Origin of the sequence: Rhizomicrobium electricum (genome assembly GCF_011762045.1) — a bacterium.
GTDB classification, from domain to species: Bacteria; Pseudomonadota; Alphaproteobacteria; order Micropepsales; family Micropepsaceae; genus Rhizomicrobium; species Rhizomicrobium electricum.
On the sequence record NZ_JAASQS010000005.1, the window covers coordinates 79520 to 98133 of the forward strand.

At 61.8% G+C, this 18614-nt stretch carries 19 protein-coding genes; 5 read left to right on the forward strand and 14 right to left on the reverse strand.

Features of this window, described 5'->3' with window-relative positions:
- Nucleotides 1-19 precede the first annotated feature (19 nt).
- The 3 genes from msrA (at nucleotide 20) to FHS84_RS10960 (ending at nucleotide 3726) form a co-directional block, all read left to right on the forward strand.
- Complete coding sequence (gene msrA, locus FHS84_RS10950) at nucleotides 20-502, forward strand: peptide-methionine (S)-S-oxide reductase MsrA (RefSeq protein WP_166934083.1); 483 nt, start codon at nucleotides 20-22, stop codon at nucleotides 500-502.
- A 38-nt stretch (nucleotides 503-540) separates the two neighbouring features.
- Nucleotides 541-2304, forward strand: a complete 1764-nt coding sequence (gene ggt / locus FHS84_RS10955; protein ID WP_166934658.1) for a gamma-glutamyltransferase — start codon at nucleotides 541-543, stop codon at nucleotides 2302-2304.
- An 81-nt stretch (nucleotides 2305-2385) separates the two neighbouring features.
- Nucleotides 2386-3726, forward strand: a complete 1341-nt coding sequence (locus tag FHS84_RS10960) for a hypothetical protein (protein ID WP_166934085.1) — start codon at nucleotides 2386-2388, stop codon at nucleotides 3724-3726.
- A gap of 31 nt (nucleotides 3727-3757) precedes the next feature.
- Here FHS84_RS10960 and FHS84_RS10965 read toward each other — a convergent pair whose 3' ends face one another.
- Nucleotides 3758-4675 (reverse strand): cytochrome c oxidase assembly protein, encoded by a 918-nt coding sequence (locus FHS84_RS10965; RefSeq protein ID WP_166934087.1) that lies wholly within the window; start codon nucleotides 4673-4675, stop codon nucleotides 3758-3760.
- Between the two features lie 268 nt (nucleotides 4676-4943).
- Between FHS84_RS10965 and FHS84_RS10970 the strand changes: the two genes are divergently transcribed.
- Nucleotides 4944-5519, forward strand: a complete 576-nt coding sequence (locus FHS84_RS10970; RefSeq protein WP_166934089.1) for an SCO family protein — start codon at nucleotides 4944-4946, stop codon at nucleotides 5517-5519.
- Between the two features lies 1 nt (nucleotide 5520).
- On the opposite strand, the gene FHS84_RS10975 is transcribed toward FHS84_RS10970, so the two are convergent.
- The 12 genes from FHS84_RS10975 to eno all read right to left on the reverse strand — a co-directional run bounded on the left by FHS84_RS10975 (nucleotide 5521) and on the right by eno (nucleotide 17325).
- Nucleotides 5521-6429, reverse strand: a complete 909-nt coding sequence (locus tag FHS84_RS10975; RefSeq protein ID WP_166934091.1) for an EamA family transporter — start codon at nucleotides 6427-6429, stop codon at nucleotides 5521-5523.
- Between the two features lie 247 nt (nucleotides 6430-6676).
- Nucleotides 6677-8074 carry a dihydrolipoyl dehydrogenase gene (gene lpdA, locus FHS84_RS10980; RefSeq protein ID WP_166934093.1) on the reverse strand — a complete coding sequence of 466 codons (1398 nt, stop codon included), beginning with the start codon at nucleotides 8072-8074 and terminating at the stop codon, nucleotides 6677-6679.
- 15 nt (nucleotides 8075-8089) lie between these two features.
- The gene (locus FHS84_RS10985) at nucleotides 8090-9241 is read right to left on the reverse strand and encodes a DUF3667 domain-containing protein (RefSeq protein ID WP_166934096.1); all 1152 of its coding nucleotides are present in this window, start codon (nucleotides 9239-9241) and stop codon (nucleotides 8090-8092) included.
- Between the two features lies 1 nt (nucleotide 9242).
- A complete protein-coding gene (locus FHS84_RS10990; protein WP_166934098.1) occupies nucleotides 9243-10319 on the reverse strand; it encodes a DUF3667 domain-containing protein in 1077 nt (358 codons plus the stop codon).
- 14 nt (nucleotides 10320-10333) lie between these two features.
- Nucleotides 10334-11686, reverse strand: coding sequence for a pyruvate dehydrogenase complex dihydrolipoamide acetyltransferase (locus FHS84_RS10995; RefSeq protein ID WP_166934100.1), 1353 nt, complete (start codon nucleotides 11684-11686; stop codon nucleotides 10334-10336).
- The gene (locus tag FHS84_RS11000; RefSeq protein ID WP_208393805.1) at nucleotides 11686-12090 is read right to left on the reverse strand and encodes a GFA family protein; all 405 of its coding nucleotides are present in this window, start codon (nucleotides 12088-12090) and stop codon (nucleotides 11686-11688) included. The genes FHS84_RS10995 and FHS84_RS11000 overlap by 1 nt, the downstream gene beginning before the upstream one ends.
- A 2-nt stretch (nucleotides 12091-12092) precedes the next feature.
- Nucleotides 12093-13460 carry a pyruvate dehydrogenase complex E1 component subunit beta gene (locus FHS84_RS11005; protein ID WP_166934102.1) on the reverse strand — a complete coding sequence of 456 codons (1368 nt, stop codon included), beginning with the start codon at nucleotides 13458-13460 and terminating at the stop codon, nucleotides 12093-12095.
- The gene (gene pdhA / locus FHS84_RS11010; RefSeq protein ID WP_166934104.1) at nucleotides 13460-14467 is read right to left on the reverse strand and encodes a pyruvate dehydrogenase (acetyl-transferring) E1 component subunit alpha; all 1008 of its coding nucleotides are present in this window, start codon (nucleotides 14465-14467) and stop codon (nucleotides 13460-13462) included. Before pdhA ends, FHS84_RS11005 begins: the two co-directional genes overlap by 1 nt.
- Before the next feature lie 218 nt (nucleotides 14468-14685).
- Nucleotides 14686-14994 carry an FtsB family cell division protein gene (locus tag FHS84_RS11015; RefSeq protein WP_166934106.1) on the reverse strand — a complete coding sequence of 103 codons (309 nt, stop codon included), beginning with the start codon at nucleotides 14992-14994 and terminating at the stop codon, nucleotides 14686-14688.
- A gap of 311 nt (nucleotides 14995-15305) precedes the next feature.
- Nucleotides 15306-15623, reverse strand: coding sequence for a type II toxin-antitoxin system RelE/ParE family toxin (locus FHS84_RS11020; RefSeq protein WP_166934108.1), 318 nt, complete (start codon nucleotides 15621-15623; stop codon nucleotides 15306-15308).
- Nucleotides 15623-15871: a hypothetical protein gene (locus tag FHS84_RS11025; RefSeq protein ID WP_166934110.1), complete on the reverse strand. Its 249-nt coding sequence runs from the start codon at nucleotides 15869-15871 to the stop codon at nucleotides 15623-15625. The genes FHS84_RS11020 and FHS84_RS11025 overlap by 1 nt, the downstream gene beginning before the upstream one ends.
- A gap of 176 nt (nucleotides 15872-16047) precedes the next feature.
- Nucleotides 16048-17325: a phosphopyruvate hydratase gene (gene eno, locus FHS84_RS11030; protein ID WP_166934112.1), complete on the reverse strand. Its 1278-nt coding sequence runs from the start codon at nucleotides 17323-17325 to the stop codon at nucleotides 16048-16050.
- Nucleotides 17326-17504: 179 nt separating this feature from the next.
- On the opposite strand from eno, the gene FHS84_RS11035 reads away from it, so the two are divergent.
- Nucleotides 17505-17921: an MAPEG family protein gene (locus FHS84_RS11035; RefSeq protein WP_166934114.1), complete on the forward strand. Its 417-nt coding sequence runs from the start codon at nucleotides 17505-17507 to the stop codon at nucleotides 17919-17921.
- Here FHS84_RS11035 and FHS84_RS11040 read toward each other — a convergent pair.
- The gene (locus tag FHS84_RS11040) at nucleotides 17908-18597 is read right to left on the reverse strand and encodes a hypothetical protein (RefSeq protein WP_166934116.1); all 690 of its coding nucleotides are present in this window, start codon (nucleotides 18595-18597) and stop codon (nucleotides 17908-17910) included. The genes FHS84_RS11035 and FHS84_RS11040 overlap by 14 nt on opposite strands.
- Nucleotides 18598-18614: the final 17 nt, after the last annotated feature.

The following is an 18614-nucleotide window of genomic DNA, read 5'->3' on the forward strand; positions in this document are numbered from 1 at the left end:
CGTTCACTGGAGGCGTTTCATGGAAAAAGCCACGTTCGGCGCAGGGTGTTTTTGGGGTGTCGAATCCTTCTTCCGGGAGGTGCCGGGCGTCGTCGACGCGGTCTGCGGCTATGCCGGCGGCTGCATGAACAACCCCACCTACCAGGACGTTTGCAGCGACGAGACGGGGCACGCCGAAGTGGTGGAAGTCAGCTTCGACCCGGCCAAGGTTTCCTATGAGAAACTTGTGGACGTCTTCTTCCAGAACCACGACCCGACGACGTTAAATCGCCAGGGACCGGACGAAGGCACACAGTACCGTTCGGTCATCTTTACCCATGGCGACGAGCAGGAACGCATCGCGCGCGCGAAAAAGGACTTCTACGACAAGTCGGGCAAGTTCAAGCGGCCGATCGTGACCACCATCGAGCCGGCGCCGACCTTCTGGCGCGCCGAGGACTATCACCAGCGTTACTTCGAGAAGAAGGGCCTGCCGAGCTGCCATGTTCCCAACTGGGAGTGATCGGCCGAACGGGGAGTAATTCCGTGCTGAAACGGGGGATGGCCGTCGCGCTGGCCGCGGCGGCGGTGATCGGGCTTGCATTCGCAGAGACCGGCCGCGGCGACCGCTACGCCGGAGAGCCCTGGGCCGGCCGGGCGCCGGTTCTCGCCCAGCACGGCATCGCGGCGACCGAAAATCCGCTGGCGACGCAGATCGCACTCGACGTGCTGAAAAAGGGCGGCAGCGCCATCGACGCGGCGATCGCGGCCAACGCGGCGCTCGGGCTGATGCAGCCGGTGCTCGACGGCATCGGCGGCGATTGCTTCGTCATCGTCTGGGACCCCAAGACCAAGCAGCTTTACGGCTATAACGGCTCCGGCCGCTCGCCGCAGGGGCGCGACCTGAAAAAGCTGAAGGCGGAAATCGCGGCGGCCTACAAGCGCGCGGGAATGCCGTATGCCGCGCACATTCCGCCAGTCGGCACCCTGCCCGTTTCGGTGCCCGGCACGGTGGATGCGTGGTTCTCCCTGCACGACCGCTTCGGCAAGCTGCCGATGACCGACGTGCTGGCGCCCGCGATCGGCTATGCCAAGGACGGCTTTCCGGTGGCGCAGCTCGCGGCGGCGTACTGGAAAGGCAATATGGCCTCGTTCGAAAAGCGGCGCGGCCTGCTCGAAGAATTCGACAACGCCAAACACACTTATCTGATCGCGGATGCGAACGGCGGCCATGCCCCGGCGCAAGGCGAGATTTTCAAGAACCCCGATCTGGCGCGGACCTACGAGAAGATCGCCGCGGGCGGGCGCGATGCGTTCTACAAAGGCGAGATCGCGAAGACGATGGACGCCTATTTCCAGCGCATCGGCGGCGACCTGCGCTACGCCGATTTCGCCGGCCATCACGGCGAATGGGTGACGCCGGTTTCGGTGAACTATCGTGGCTACGACGTCTACGAACTGCCGCCCAACGGCCAAGGCATGGCGGCGCTTCAAATGCTGCAGGTGCTGAAGGGCTACGACCTGCAAAAGAGCGGCTGGGGTACGCCGGAAACGCTGACGCTGCTCTTGGAATCCAAGCGGCTGGCGTTCGAGGATCTGGCCAAATGGTACGCCGATCCCAAGTTCGCCAAGGTACCGGTGAAGGGACTGCTGAGCGAAAAATATGCCGAAGCGCGGCGCAAGCTGATCGCGGCGGACAAAGCCAATCCGAACCTCGGCCCCGGCGATCCGCGGCTCTTCGACGGCGACACCACCTACCTCACCGTCGCCGACAAGGACGGCATGATGGTGTCGCTGATCCAGTCGAATTATCGCGGCATGGGCTCCGGCCTCGTCGCCGACGGGCTCGGCTTCATGTTCCAGGATCGCGGCGAATTGTTCAGCCTCGATCCCAAGGCGGCGAACGTCTACGCCCCCGGCAAACGGCCGTTCCACACCATCATCCCGGCGTTCGTGATGAAGGACGGCGCGCCGTTCCTGAGCTTCGGCCTGATGGGCGGCGATATGCAGCCGCAAGGTCATGTGCAGGTGCTCACCAACATCATCGACTTCGGCATGAACGTGCAGGAAGCGGGCGACGCCGCGCGCTGGCGCCATTTCGGCACGGCCGAACCCACCGGCGAAAAATCCGAAGGCATCGGCACGGTGGAAGTGGAAAGCGGGTTCTCGCCCGCAACCATCGCGGAGCTGAAGAAGCGCGGCTACACGATCGCGCCCGGCAGCGGCGCTTTCGGCGGCTATCAGGCGATCCTGTGGGACGCCAAGAACCACGTCTATTGGGGCGCGTCGGAGATGCGCAAAGACGGCGAAGCGGCGGGGTATTAAGTAAGCTTTTCTCCCCATATTCGACTCGCCTAGACTGGTCTTTGCGGGAAGACACCGTCGTCATTCCGATGGGGGGGCACATTGGCTTACGACACCGACGAAAAACTAAAGAGCTATCTCGACACAAACCAGTTGGCTCGAGAACGAATGTGTCTTGCGTTACTTGCTCTAGACAAACGTTTTTCAAATGTACTGCCGCGACATCCAGCAGGCGGGCCGGACAATGGGAGAGACATAGAGGCTCGTTATCAGAATGAATTTGACGCATTTGCTGCAGTTGGTTTTGTTAATCAGGCAAATGACTCGCGAACACAGAAGACACGAATTCGAAATAAATTCGGCGATGACGTAAAGCGTGCGCTAGATCAATCCCCTCGCCCTAAGGTCTTTGTTTTCTTCACAAATGTGCGCTTCACTATCGGTGAAATTGAACAACTCACGCGATCTGGATTACACGCGGGGTTTGCAGTCGTCGATATATTTGATCGTGAGCGCATGAGAATCGTCTTAGACAATGCGGACGGTTTGGCTGCGCGGTTTCAATACTTAGGCATCCCTCTCTCCCAAGCGGAACAGGCAACATTTTTTGCAAGATGGGGCGACGGCATCCAGGGGCTTATTTCCGCGGGTTTTGGCAGACTTGAAACAGCAATAGCTCAAATTCTTTTTAGACACGAGGCTACTGATGACCTCGATTTATTTAGTGTCCGATGCGACCTAAACCGCTCTTACGATGCCACCGAAATTGGCCATTTTCGCCTGTTTTGCACGTTCGTGCGCCGAAATATTGTCAGAGGTATTTTTTGCATTCACTTTGGAGCATCGGATCGGACTAACAGGATGCGTCCAGATACAAAGCTGAACTATCTTCTCGATCCACCAGGAATCGGGTCCGGCCAATCCTTTGGCGAATGGATAGAAGTGTTGGAGGAGATCGATCAAGGCGCCGGAGACAGCAAGGCTGCTGCGGAAGCGGCACCAAAAGAAGATAGCGAGTTCAAATGGAGGCTCCTCTCTTCTGGCGGAGGCATTGGCCAAGCCACTGTTTCCACGATCTTCATTAAGTACGACCGAGGGGGTATTTTCCAACTCCCACCAACCATTCGGATGCTTGATCTAGATGGTGGGTGGCTCATTTTTCATGCAAACAGAAGCCTCGCTGAGAAAATCGAGAGCATTCAGATTTTCGCCAACGACTACAAAATTATGGACATTCAGCGGCGCGACTTCCTAATCGATAGCAGTGGGGAAACTCCCGACGTCCAGGTCCCGTTCAGCGAGCAAGAACTGAAGGACGAGTGGGTCGCAATTCGTCCTGCTAACGGTAATTCTACTTTCGTGATTTCGTTCGCAGCGGAGAGTCCTGTACGTCTCTTTAGCTCTCAGCAAGTTCCTCGGCCGAAATTTCCCGAAAAGAACTAGGCCAGTAGATGTAGTCTTTAGTCTATGGCTGTCATTTTGTTTCCTCATTTTTCCGCATCACCACCAGCACCACGATCATGGCGAAGAAGCTCATCATGGTGCCGGGGAGCCAGATGATGAGGCCGCCGTAATGCTGGTCGTTCAACGGCGTCATGTCGAAGACGCGGCCGCAGATGTTGTAGACGGGGTAATAGTCCCGCTCCGACAGCGACAGCACGGCGCCGAGCACCATCTGCGGCAGTTCGATGATAAGGATGGCGAGCGCGCGCCATAACGTCGAAAGCCGCGCAGGCGGTGCGGGGCGCGGATCGACGATCAGGCTCCAGAACATGATGCCGTTGATCGTCATGGTCCAGTTCATCACGTCGTATAGTGTGCGGTCGAGCATCACGCGAGTGTGCAGTTCGGGGATCAGCCAGAAATACAACAGGCCGACGAACAGCACCGGCGCCACCGCCTTGTGCTGCAACAGGTCGAGCGTGCGGCGCACCGGCTTCGCGTCGAGCATGGGACGGAGGAACGCGGGCATGCCGGCGCGCAGGACGGGACCGCTCATGCCGAACGCGATCAGCATGCCGCCGGTGTGATGCAGCCAGAAATGCGCCCAGCGGTGGACGAAGAACATATGCTGGGCGAGATAGTCGATATGGGTCTGCAAGACGACGTAGTTGCCGATTATGCCGATGAGAAACAGCGCGTTGCGCCAGGTCGCCGGGCATTCCGCTGGGGAAACCCGCTTAAGGCCGCGGAAGAACCAGGCGAGCGTCAGCGCCGTGGCGAGATAGACCGGCCAGGAAAATTCCCACGGGAAGAAGGACGGCAGATCGGCCGGAAACCGCGTGCAAACCACGTCGAGCGCCGCCCCGACGACCAGCAGCGCGACATAGGAGAGCCACCCTACTCTGTCATCCCCGGCCGACACCTCGAAGTTTGTGGAAGATGCGTGCAACAGGCTCTCCTTAGAGCGCGACGCTATCAGCCCTCCCGGACAAAACAAGTGAGCCGATCCTTTCTGCCCCCGCGGGCGCGACCGTCTCGACACTGGCACGCAGACCGTGGGGGAAGTGGCGCGAAGCGCCGTAGGGGGCTTATTGGCAAAAGTGCTGGAGCCCCCTTTCCGGCTTCGCCGGACTTCCCCCACGCTCTACATGCCAAGCGGAGAAACCGCCTCGCGCGCGGGGGCAGAAAACGAGGCACGAACGTGCTAAACGGGTTCCATGCGCATCCTGCTTCGATTCACCGTTCTTGCCGCCCTCCTCTGCCTCGCGGGTTGCGGGCCGGAAAAGCCTTGGCATTCGACCGACATCACCGGCGGGATGCCGGATCTGTCGTTCCGCATGGTGCGCGCCAGCGATGGGCTGAAGGTCTCGCAAGACGATTATCGCGGCCGCGTCGTGCTGCTCTATTTCGGCTATACCCACTGCCCCGACATCTGCCCGACGACGCTGGCGAACATCTCGGACGTGCTGAAGCGGCTGGGACGCGATGCGGAGAAAGTGCGCGTGCTGTTCGTCTCGGTCGATCCCGATCGCGATACGCTAGACGTGCTGAAGCAGTATGCCGAGGCGTTCGGGCAGCAAGTGGATGGCCTGCGCGGCTCCGACAACGCCATCGCCGATCTGGCGCGGCGCTACCGCGTCGCCTACACGGTGAAGAAAACGCCGGATTACGTGGTGACGCATACCAGTGCGGTGTTCGTGTTCGACGCCAAAGGCCGCGCCCGGCTGGTCACGACCGATACCAACGACACGGCGGGACTGACGGACGACGTGCGCCGCCTCGCTACCGAATAGATTATTCGGCGGCCGCTTTGGTGGTGGCTTCGGGGCGTTTGATGGCGAGATAGGTCGCGGTCAGCATGATGAGCATGCCGATCCCCTCCACCACGCCGAAACGCTCGTCGAATACCAGCCAGCCGAGAAAGACGGCGATGCCGGGCGAAACGAAGGCATACGATCCGGCGCGGGACGGCCCCCATTCGCGCACCAGGACCAGGAAGATGGTTGCCGCGATCACGGTGCCGAGCAGGAACAGATAGGCCCACGACAGCCAGATCGCCCAGCTCCAATGCTGCACCTGCAGTTCCTCATGCGCCCGCGGTTCGAACGCCAGCGACAGCACGAGAAGAAGAATGCCGCCCGCGAGATTGGAGACACCGGCGACGAGCGTGCTCGAATAGGTTCGCAGCAACGGCCGCGCCAGCACCGATCCCCAGCAATAGGTCGCGACGCTCAGGATGACGACCAGCGCGGCGCCGAACTCGGTCATGTTCGAACCGACGTGCAGCGACGGCAGGAACAGGAACAAGAGACCGACAATGCCGAGCGCGATGGCCATCGCCTGGCGCCAGTGAAAGGCCTCCTCGCCCGCGATCACGGCGAAGGCGAGCAGGAACACCGGCACCACGGTGAAATCGACCACCGCCGCGAAGCCGGTGCGGATGAACTGCATCGCCCAGAACATCAAGGCGTAGCTGATCGTGGTGGTGAGAAGGCCGACCACGCCCAGACGCAGCCAATCCTTGCGGGCAATGCGTGTGTTGCCCTTCGCCGCGGCGATGACGAGCAGCAGCAATCCGGCCGGCACGAAGCGGATGCCCGCGAGCAGCACCGGCGGAACCGCGGACAGCGCCAGCTTGGCCGGTATCCAGGTCGAGCCCCAGATGAAGCACAGCACCAGAAAATAGACGAACCTGCGCGACACGAGAGGCGCCCCAACGATTTCGTCACCGATACTGACGGAAACGCGGGCGCCAAACGTGGCAGACAGCCCCGCTTTCATGCGGCGCAACCGCACAGCGGGACACACAAACGCGTGAAGTTAGGGGGCAAGCCATCAGGCAAGATCGCCCCCCACCCGGAAAATCGCTCGCCGCGCATCAAGACATGCCGTGACCGGCCGTTTTACTCGCGATTTTCCGACCTCCCCACAAGGGGGAGGTAAAGTCCCATCAAATATGCAGCGCCTTGGCGTCCGCATCGAGCACGGCTTCGTGCATCATTTCGGACAGCGTCGGATGCGGGAAGATGACCGTCGACAAATCGGCTTCGGTCGCTTCCAGCGTCTTGGCGATGCCGTAGCCCTGGATCAGTTCGGTCACTTCGGCGCCGACCATATGCGCGCCGAGCAGCTCGCCGGTTTCGGCATCGAACACCGTCTTGATCATGCCTTCGGGCTCGCCGAGCGCAATCGCCTTGCCGTTGCCGACGAACGGGAAATGGCCGACCTTGATTTTGCGGCCGGTCGCTTTCGCCTTGGCTTCGGTCATGCCGACCGAGGCGACCTGCGGATTGCAGTAGGTACAGCCGGGCACGCGCGAAGCGTCGAGCGGATGGACGCCCTTCACGCCGGCGATCTTCTCGGCGACGATGACGCCCTCGTGCATCGCCTTGTGCGCCAGCCACGGCGGGCCGACGAGATCGCCGATCGCCCACACGCCGGGAACGCCGGTCTCGCCCCACTGATTGATTACGACATGGGTGCGGTCGACCTTGATGCCCGCTTCTTCCAGGCCGATATTTTCGACATTGCCGACGATGCCCACCGCGAGAATGACGCGGTCGGCGGTGACGGTTTCGGTCTTGCCGTCCTTCGCCTTCAGCGTGGCGGTGACGGAATTCTCGTTCTTCACCAGCTTGTCGACCGTGGTGGCGACCTTGATCTTCATGCCCTGCTTGACGAACGCCTTGTGCGCGAAGGCGGAGATTTCCTCGTCTTCCACCGGCAGCACGCGATCGAGAACTTCCACCACCGTCACGTCGGAGCCGAGGGTGCGGAAGAAGCTCGCGAACTCGATGCCGATGGCGCCGGAACCGACCACCAGCAGCGACTTCGGCATCATGTTGGGGACCAACGCTTCCTTCGAAGTCCAGATCAGCTTGCCGTCGGGCTCGAGACCGGGCAGCACGCGCGGACGCGCGCCGGTGGCGAGCACGATGTTCTTGGCCTGCACCTCTTCGGTCTTGCCGTCCTTGGTGACGGCGAGCTTGCCTTTGCCCGCGAGCTTGGCGGCACCGGCAATCACCGTGATCTTGTGCTTCTTCATCAGGAAGCCGACGCCGTTCGACAGCCGCTCGGCCACTTTGCGCGAGCGCTTGACGATGACGTCGAGGTCGAAGCGGATGTTGTCGGCGGCGAAGCCGAATTCGGCGGCGCGGTGCATCAGATGGAAGACCTCGGCCGAACGCAGCAGCGCCTTGGTCGGAATGCAGCCCCAGTTGAGGCAGATGCCGCCGAGGCGGTCGCGTTCGACCACGGCCGTCTTGAGCCCCAACTGCGCCGCGCGGATCGCGCACACATAACCGCCGGGACCACCGCCAACGACGACGACATCATAGATTTCGGCCATTTGACTCTCCGATATTCAGGCCCAGATCACACTGGCAACGATCGCGAAAACCAGCGCCGGGAGAAGGAAGAACAGGAAATAGATCAGCGAAATGCTGACGAACTTGATACCGGTCTTGAACCAGCCCTGCCGGTAGAACGCCTTCAGCGACAGGAAGAAGTAGACGGCCACGACCAGCACGAACAGCTTCGCCACGCCCTGGCCCGACAAAACCTGCGCCAGCATGACCGCACCGATCATCGCCACGAACGCGAAGGTGTGCAAGGTGAGCGAAAACACGAGATGGTCGACGAAGAGGAAATCCTTGCGCTGACGGCGGTAGAACAGCGCCAGCAGGATCGCGAACAACGGCAGCAGCACGAACAGAATTCGCGGTATCCACACGGTCATCGGCTCGTTCAAGGCACCGGGATCGGTGCGGAGCTTCTTTATCGTCGTGGTGATGGTGTTCTGGACTTCGGATTTCTTGCCGTTGATGGTGATGTCGATCTTGGTGTCCTTCAGCGCCTCGTCGAGCACTTCCGGCGACACCTGTGCAACCTTTTCGCGGCGCTGGAAGAAGGACAGCGTATCGATCACGTCGGTTTTCTGCCGGCCGTCGGCGACCAGATCGGTACGGATGCTGCCGAAATCGTCAGCCTCGGGATCGACGACCGAGACCTTGCCGGCGGCGTCCGATTTGAGACCCTTCAACAACTCCTGCTTGCCGTTGCGGTCCTTGTAGACGTTGCCGGCGGCGTCGTGGGTCAGCCGGTAAATGTCGGCCTTCATGTTGATCTGGATCAGGCCGATGCCCGTTGCCGACAGGAACAAGAAGAACAGCAGCGTGACGAACAGATAAAGCCGCACGGCGGGCACATACGGCTGGGTGCGCCCGTCGCGGAAGGCCGCCGGCAACTCGCCCGGCTTGAACAGCAGCGCCCGCCCCGTGCGCAGAATGCGGCTGTCGAAGCTGACGATGTCCTTGACGAAATCGTGGATCAGCTTGCCGAGCGAACGGCGATGGGTGTCGCGCGGCTGACCGCAGATCGCACAAAACGGCCCGATCAGCGGCTTGCCGCAACTGGGACACGGTCGCGGCGTCTCGCCCCGCTCGGCCATCGCCGAAGCCGCAAGCTCCACCGCGGCAACGCCGCCCGTCTCAAGAAGCGCGCCCAATTCTTCCATCTCAGCCCCACATCACTGCCGCGAGGATCACCAAACCGAACGCCGGCAGCAGGAAGAACGTCCCGTACAAAACCGAAACCGCTGTGAACTTCGCACCGGTCCAGAACCAATTCTGGCCGTAAAAACGGCGCATCGCCAGCAGCATGTAGAGCCCCAGCACCGCCACGGCGGTCCACAACACCAGCTCACCGGGAAGAATTTGCGCAAATCCCGCCGCCACGAGCAGCAGCGCGAAGGCGAAGCTGTGAATGCCGAGCGAAAACACCAGATGATCGACGAAGAACAACGCCTTCCTCCGGCGCCAGTAGAACGTCGCAACCAGCATCGCGAACAGCGGCACCAGCAGGAACAATGCCCGCGGTATCCACGCCGTGAGGGCGCCGTTCAGCGCCGCCGGATCGTTGGCGAGCTTGTTGGTGGTCGCCGCGATCGTCCGGGTGACGACGCCGGTCTTGTTTTGCTGCTTTTCCGCCCGCTCGGCGCGCGCCAGACTTTCGTTGAGGCGATTGCGCTGGTCCGGCGTCAGTTCGGAATGCAGCGAGCCCTCGCGGGCAAAGAACACCAGTTTCGAGGAGATGTTGTAGTGCCGTTTGCCGTCGGCGTAATGCGCCGGCATCTTGTGACGCTCGCCGTCGCTGTCGACGACATAGGGCTGTCCGTGAACGACGGTGATAGTCATCGGCGCGGCCGTCATCACGAACTGGAATATCGCGATTCCGGTCGCCGACAGCACCAGAAAGAAAATCAGGGAGACGAAGAGATAAAGGCGCACCGGCGGCACATACCGCTGGGTCCGGCCTTCGCGGAAAGCCAAGGCCAGTTCGCCGGGCCGGAACAGCAGCGCGCGAACCGTGCGGAGAATGCGGCTGTCGAAACTGGCGATGTCCTTGACAAGATCCGCACCGAGATGGCGCAGCGAGCGCCGGTGGGTGTCGAACGGCTGGCCGCAGGACGAACAAAACCGTCCGGCCAGCGTCTCGCCGCAGTTCGCACACGGACGGCCTCGGGCCAAAGCGGAGCCCGCAAGCTCCGCCGCCGCCGCTCCGCCCGTCTCCAGAACAGCTTCGAGCTCTTCCATCCCCTAAAAAGCTCCTACAGCAGCATCGCCGCCGGATCTTCGACGAACTGCTTGAACACCTGCAGGAAGCGCGCGCCGGTGGCGCCGTCGATGACGCGGTGATCGCAGCTCATGGTGACGGTCATCACCGTGGCGACCTCCACCTTGCCGTTCACGATCACCGGCTTCTCGACGCCGGCGCCGACCGCCAGGATGCCCGCGTGCGGCGGGTTGATGACGGCGGTGAATTGCGAAATGCCGAACATGCCGAGGTTGGAAATCGCGAAGGTGCCGCCTTCGTATTCCTGCGGCTTCAGCTTCTTGTCGCGGGCGCGGGTCGCGAGCGACTTCACCTCGTTGGAGATAGCGGCCAGCCCCTTGTCCTCGGCGGCGAACACGATCGGCGTGATGAGACCGAAATCGAGCGCGACGGCGACGCCGACATCGGCATGCTTGTGGCGCAGCACGGCGTTCTCGGTCCAGGAGGCATTGCACTCCGGCACTTTCTTCAGCGCCAGCGCGGCGGCCTTCACCAGGAAGTCGTTGACCGACAGCTTGAAGGCGCCCTCGCCCTTCGGCGAGGTGTCGTTGAGACGCTTGCGGGCGGCGAGCAGCGCATCGATGCGGCAGTCGATGGTGAGATAGAAATGCGGAATGCCGCTGGTCGATGCCGTCAGACGCTTGGCAATCGACTTGCGCATGGAGTCGTGCGGAATTTCCTCGTACTCGCCCGGCTTGAAGAAAATGCGGGCGTCGGGCAGCGCGCTCGGCGCCGCTGGCGCAGCGGACGGAACAGACGGTGTCGCCGCCGGAGCTGCCGCGGGCTTGCGCACAGGTGCTGCGCCCGGCTGGGCGCTTTCGACGTCGGCCTTGACGATGCGGCCGCGCGGGCCGGAGCCGTTCACGGCGTGAAGATCGATGCCCTTCTGCGCCGCGATCCGCTTGGCCAGCGGCGACGCAAAAACGCGCTCGCCGTCGGCGGCTTGCGGCGCCGGTGCAGCGGCCGGAGCCGGAGCGGGCTTCGGCGCGGGCTCGGCCTTGGCTTGCTTGACCTCTTTGGTCTCGGCGGTGACGGCATCCTTGATCGAGGACATGGCGGAATGGATATCGGGAGCCGGAGCCGCGGCGATAGCGGACGCGTCTTCGCCCTCTTCGAGCAGAACCGCAATCGGCGCGTTGACCTTCACGCCCTCGGTGCCTTCGGCGACCAGGATCTTGCCGATGCGGCCTTCGTCGACGGCTTCGAATTCCATCGTCGCCTTGTCGGTCTCGATCTCGGCAATGACATCGCCGGAATGGACTTCATCGCCCTCTTTCACATGCCACTTGGCAAGCTTGCCCTCTTCCATGGTGGGCGACAGTGCGGGCATCAGAATTTGCGTAGACATCAGCGGGCCTCAAGCGGCGTGAGAGTATGAGCGTTCGCTTCCCAGTTCTTGCCGTCGAAACTGTTCACCGTGACCTTGGTGAAGCCGTGCATGTCGAGGCAGCGGAAATTGACGCTGACCCCGTCGGGATGCGAACGCGGGATGTAGAAGGATTTGACCCCGCACACCGAACAGAACAGATGGTGCGCGGTCTTGGTGTTGAACAGGTAGTCGGTAAGCTTGTCCTCGCCCGACAAGAGCCGGAACCGGTCCTTCGGCACGATCAAGTGCAGAAAGCCGGTCTTCGAGCAGATCGAGCAATTGCAGTCGTCGATGGCAACCTCGGCGGGCGTCAGCACTTCGAAGGTCACGGCGCCGCAATGGCAGCCGCCCTTGTGCCAAGTCATCGCCGAGGTCGAATCCATCGTCACGACCTGTAGCAAACCGCTTTCGCCGCGGCGACGACGTCTTCCACCGTCGGCAGCGCCAGTTTTTCGAGGTTGTGGGCATACGGCATCGGCACGTCCTTGCCGTTGACCCGCGCTGGCGGCGCGTCGAGATAATCGAACGCCTTTTCCACCACCTGCGCCGCGATCTCCGAGCCGATCGAGCACACCGGCCAATCCTGTTCGACCGTGACGATGCGGTTGGTCTTCTTGACCGACGCAATCACCGTGTCGGTGTCGAGCGGACGCAACGTGCGCAGGTCGATCAGTTCGGCGTCGATACCTTCCTTGGCCAGTTCTTCGGCGGCTTCGAGGATCAGGGCCACGCCCATCGAATAGGACACCAGCGTGACGTCCTTGCCGGGACGGATGACGCGAGCCTTGCCGATCGGCAGCACGAAATCATCGAGTTTCGGCACCGGGAACGTGCGGCCGTAGACGATTTCGTTCTCGAGGAAGATCACCGGATTGGGATCGCGGATCGCCGCCTTGAGCAGGCCCTTGGCGTCGGCCGCGAAATACGGCGCAATCACCTTGATGCCCGGAATGTGGGCGTACCAGGAGGAATAGTCCTGGCTGTGCTGGGCGGCGACGCGCGCGGCAGCGCCGTTGGGACCGCGGAACACGATCGAGCAGCCCATCTGGCCGCCCGACATATAGCGCGTCTTGGCGGCGGAATTGATGATCTGGTCGATCGCCTGCATGGCGAAGTTCCAGGTCATGAATTCGACGATCGGCTTCAGGCCCGCGAATCCGGCGCCGACGCCGAGACCGGCAAAGCCGTGTTCGGTGATCGGCGTATCGATGACGCGCTTGGGGCCGAATTCGTCGAGCAGGCCCTGGCTGACCTTATAGGCGCCCTGGTACTGCGCAACCTCTTCGCCCATCAGGAACACGTCGGGATCGCGGCGCATTTCTTCGGCCATGGCATCGCGCAACGCTTCGCGCACCGTGGTCGGGACCATTTCGGTGCCGTCCGGCACCGCCGGCTCGATCAGCGCGGCCTTGGCGACCGGTGTCGGAGCCGCTGCCTTGGCCTCTTCCTTCGGCGCGGCGACCGGCGCGGGCGCACTGACGGCGGCGACCGGCTGGGCTTCGTTCTCGCCGCCCTCGGTGATGAGTTCGGCGATCGGCGCGTTGACTTTCACGCCCTCGGTGCCTTCGGCGACCAGGAGCTTGCCGATGCGGCCTTCGTCGACCGCTTCGAATTCCATCGTCGCCTTGTCGGTTTCGATTTCGGCGAGAATGTCGCCCGAATGAACCTCGTCGCCTTCCTTGACGAGCCATTTGGCGAGCTTGCCTTCCTCCATGGTGGGAGAAAGTGCGGGCATCAGGATTTGCGTGGACATCAGGCGAGCACGTCCGTGTAAAGTTCGGAAGCGTCCGGTTCCGGCGCTTCGATGGCGAATTCCGCCGCCTCGTTGACGACGAGACGGATTTCCTTGTCGATGACCTTGAGATCGGCTTCCGACGCGAGATTGCGGTCGACCAGCTTCTTGCCGAACTGATCGATCGGGTCCTTGCGGTCGCGGACCGACTGAACCTCGTCGCGGGTGCGGTACTTGGCCGGATCCGACATCGAATGGCCGCGATAGCGGTAGGTCTTCATCTCGAGGATCATCGGCCCGTTGCCGCCGCGGACGAACTCGAGCGCCTTGCGGCCGGCCTCGAACACCGCTTCGACATCCATGCCGTCGACCGACACGCCGGGAACGTTGAAGCTCTCGCCGCGCTTATAGAAGTCCGGCTGGGCCGAGGCGCGCTCGACGCTGGTGCCCATGGCGTAGCGGTTGTTCTCGACGACGTAGATCACCGGCAGGTTCCAGAGCTTGGCCATATTGAAGCTCTCGTAGACCTGACCCTGGTTGGCAGCGCCCTCGCCCATATAGGCGAGCGTCACGGCGCCGTTCTCTTTATACTTATTGGCGAACGCGAGACCGGTGCCGAGCGGCACCTGGGCGCCGACGATGCCATGGCCGCCGTAGAAGTGCGTCTCGGCCGAAAACATGTGCATCGAGCCGCCCTTGCCCTTCGAATAGCCGGCGGCGCGGCCGGTCAACTCGGCCATCACGCCCTTGGGATCCATGCCGGTCGCCAGCATGTGGCCGTGGTCGCGATAAGCCGTGATGATCTGGTCGCCCGGCAGCAGCGCATTCTGCATGCCCACCACGACGGCCTCCTGGCCGATGTAGAGGTGGCAGAAGCCGCCGATCAGACCCATGCCGTAAAGCTGGCCCGCCTTCTCTTCGAAACGGCGGATCAACAGCATGTCATGGTAGAACTTTTTCAGGGTCGTCGAATTCGGAGCCGGCGTTGCGTTGACGCCGCCATCTTCGACCACGCTCGGATCGCTCATGGATGTTCCATTATCTATCGCCGCGGAAAGGGGCGGCGTTCCTGGGTCTTTTGGCAAGTACTTTAGAATTTTGCAAGCTTTAAACAGTGTTCGAAACACGCCCACGAAATCCTAGACTCACCATTCTTATCATGGCCTGAACTGGCCAATTATCACGCCCTAATTCATGCCAGCCGAACAGTGTTCAAAGCAAGCCGAATACTATGAAAAGTGGGGAGTTAGTGGCGTTGGCGCGGAATTGCGACCTGGCCGGGAGCGCCGTCCATCAATTTGGTGCGCGCGAGTTCTTCCACCAGATCGGGATCGCCCGCCTTCAGAAGCTGGATGCGATGTTCCAGGCGCTCGCGCTGATCGGTGAGCTGCGCGAGCTGGCTGTGCTTCTCGACCAATTCGGTGCGAATATCGATCAACTGGGCGTATCCGCGCTCGCCGTAAAGCGCGAACGTGCCGAAATACGCCGCCACACCCAGCGTCGCCGGGACGGTAAGCCAGCCGATGATTCGGACGATGGACGGCCTGATTCGCATGACAGACACCGAATCACTCCTGATTCGGGCGGTCAAGCGGTTTTTGGTTAATGGCGCCGTGCGCGCGTTGTCGGACGTACCCAGGGCCTCCTCACAGCCGGTGCTTTGAACGCGAGCCACACACCGCCGAAGAGCGGAACTGTCGAGGCCGGGAAAAACGCGAACGCATCACTTCAGAAAAACCGAACGTAGATTTTGCATCGACGAAAGCGCGAATGAATCGCCAAACGTCATCTCGCGGTCCGGGATAAAACCATGACAGTGCGATGACAAGACGATTGTTTGAAGTTCAACGATTTTTCAGATGCGGCTCAACGCGCGAATTCGAACGCCGGTTCCTGGAAGCCGGGATGGCGACACGCGGCGTGGCGGATGTGAAGTATCTCCAACTCATCGCGCTTGATCTTGAAGAAGATGATGTAGGGATACCGCGTGACCGGCAATGCGTACCAGCCAGGAAGACGAAGCTTCCTTGATTTGTGGGGAAACAGGCTCAACAACGTGATCGCCCGTTCAATGGCGAGACCAACCTCAGTCGCAGCGCCGGGATTGTTCTGCGAAATGTAGGCGTGGATGCCAAGCAGGTCCGAGATCGCGGTCTCTGTGTAGCGGACCCGCAGGCTTCGCATCAGACTTTGCCCTGTCTAGTCCCGAACCTCGCGAACACGGCCGCAACTTCTTCATCGGTCGCAAAACGGCCGGCCTCGGCATCCGCCAATCCGCGCTCGATATCCGCGCGCTCTTCGGGGCTTAGCTCGTAATAAATGCCGTGCCCCTCCTCGATCTTGCCCATTGCCTCAAACAGTTCGCTGAGGGCGTCATCGGGCCAGTCGGAAATACGGCTCAAGATTGCGTCGGCAAGATCTTGCTTGGTCATGGCGCAACCCTAGCACAACCTGAGAGACGTACCAAAAAAGCAGAAAGGCCGCCCCGGTGGACGGCCTTTCCGTTTTCACTTCCCCACAATCCGCGGAGTGTTTTTGTTGTCGCGCAATTTATCGGAAAACCGTTCTACACTTTTCCGATTGCGCTCTCCGCGGAAGATACCCCCGCTTACGCCTTGAGGATGGACTTGCCGGCATACACCGCCTGATCGCCCAGCTGGCCTTCGATGCGCAGCAGCTGGTTGTACTTGGCGATGCGGTCGGAACGGCTGAGCGAGCCGGTCTTGATCTGGCCGCAGTTGGTGGCGACGGCGAGATCGGCAATGGTGGAATCCTCGGTTTCGCCCGAACGATGGCTCATCACCGCGGTGTAACCCGCCTTGTGGGCCATTTCGACGGCTTCGAGGGTCTCGGTCAGCGAACCGATCTGGTTGACCTTCACCAGGATCGAATTGGCGACGCCCTTCTTGATGCCGTCCGACAGGCGCTTGGTGTTGGTGACGAACAGGTCGTCGCCGACGAGCTGGACCTTGGCGCCGAGCTTGTCGGTGAGGAGCTTCCAGCCGGTCCAATCGTCTTCGGCCATGCCGTCTTCGATCGACTTGATCGGATAGGCGGCGCACAGCTTGGCGAGGTATTCGGTTTGCTCTTCCGACGTGCGGGTGACGCCTTCGCCTTCATAGACGTACTTGCCGCCCTTGAAGAACTCGGTCGAGGCGCAGTCGAGCGCGATGGTGATGTCGACGCCCGGCTTGTAACCGGCTTCTTCGATCGCCTTGATGACGAACGCGAGGCCTTCGTCGGCGCTCTTGAGGGCCGGCGCGAAGCCGCCTTCGTCACCGACCGAGGTGTTGTAACCGGCCTTCTTCAACGCGGCCTTGAGGGCGTGGAACACTTCCGCACCCCAGCGCAGGCCTTCCTTGAACGAAGGAGCGCCGACCGGCTGGATCATGAATTCCTGGAAGTCGATCGGGTTGTCGGCATGCACGCCGCCGTTGACGATATTCATCATCGGAACCGGCAGCAGGTTCGCCTTGGCGCCGCCGACATAACGATAGAGCGGCAGACCGGCGGCTTCCGCAGCGGCCTTGGCCACGGCCAGCGAGACGCCGAGAATGGCGTTGGCGCCGAGGCGGCTCTTGTTGGGCGTGCCGTCGAGGGCGATCATGGCGCGGTCGAGACGGACCTGCTCTTCAGCTTCCATGCCGCACAGGGCATCGAACAACTCGCCATTGACGGCCGAAACGGCCTTCTCGACACCCTTGCCGAGATAGCGCTTCTTGTCGCCGTCGCGCAGCTCGCAGGCTTCGTGCGCACCGGTGGAGGCGCCCGACGGCACCGCGGCCCGGCCGAACGAGCCGTCTTCGAGACGCACATCCACTTCCACGGTGGGATTGCCGCGGCTGTCGAGGACTTCCCGGCCTTCAATGTCGATAATTGCCGTCATTCGCTGCTCCTTGAGGGTAAATCTCGGCGCCCGTTTAAGCCCTCCCCAGGCGGCCTTCAAGCGGGGATATATGGGGCAAATTCGACCTCTCGAATGCGATGAGAATTACGCGATAAGTGTCGCGAATCCCTGTAGAAATACGACTCAGGTCGCACCGCAACTTCGGGGAGAGAAGCGTCATGCAAGCGTCACCGGCCGTCCTCTCGACCGCACTGGTCACGATTCTGGCACTCGTCGTCTATTTCTACATGGGCGTGCGCGTCGGCCAGATGCGCGTCAAACACGGGATCAAAGCGCCGGCCACCAGCGGCCACCCCGAATTCGACCGCGCCTTCAGAGTCCAGATGAACACGCTGGAGCATCTGCCTGTTCTCATTCCGCTTTTGTGGCTGACGGTGTTTTATTTCTACGTCTTCCCGATGGCCGCGCCGGCGCTCGGCGTGGTCTGGGTTCTGGGCCGCGTGGTCTACATGAACGGCTACATGAAGGACCCGGAGAAGCGAGGCCCCGGCTTCGGACTCAGCGCCCTTGCCGAGGTGCTGTTGCTGGTCCTCGCTCTGTTCGGGATCGTTGCGGCGTTCTTCAACGTCGCCTGAGACGCCGCACCATCAGCAAGGCCGGAACGAGGAGCAGCGCTGCGGCAGGCTCGGGCGCCGGAACCGTCGTCTCGGGCGTAAACAGCAGCCAGCCGGTCGGTCCATCCCAACTGGCGAGGATGACATTCGCGTTGTCGATGTTTTGGAACTGCACCGATCCCCAGGCATCGCCGATCAGCGCCAGCGCCGCGGCCGTCAGCGTGTAGTCCACCGGCGCCAGTCCCATCGGACCGCCCGGCCCGGCCAGGAAGGCGGGAGAGAGCGGCTGTCCGGCGTTGGACACTCCGGCAGGATCGATCCCGATAAAGAGATTGTGGTCGTTGCCGTCGGTGATGGCGTAGGGCTCGTCGAGCGTGCAGCACTGCAGCGAACTGCCGTTCCACAGGTAGGCAGTGTGGATGTTGAACGTGGTGTCGTCGACATGGCCGAACATATAGCCGTTGGCGTTGCTCGCGGTGCTCCATGTGAAAGTATCGGACGACAGATCCACTCCAAGCTGGGTGGAAAAGAAGGTCCGGAAGTCGGCGTTGCTGGGGCCCGAGCCCGAAGAAGTTCCGTGGCTGCCGATGGTGCAATCGACCCCCGGCGTACAGGCCTTCACGTTGTAGACCAGGCCGGCCGAAGCCGATGCAAAGCTCAGTACGAGCGTGGCGATAGCAAAAAAGGCGCGTCGCATTGCGTCCCCCGCGTTGT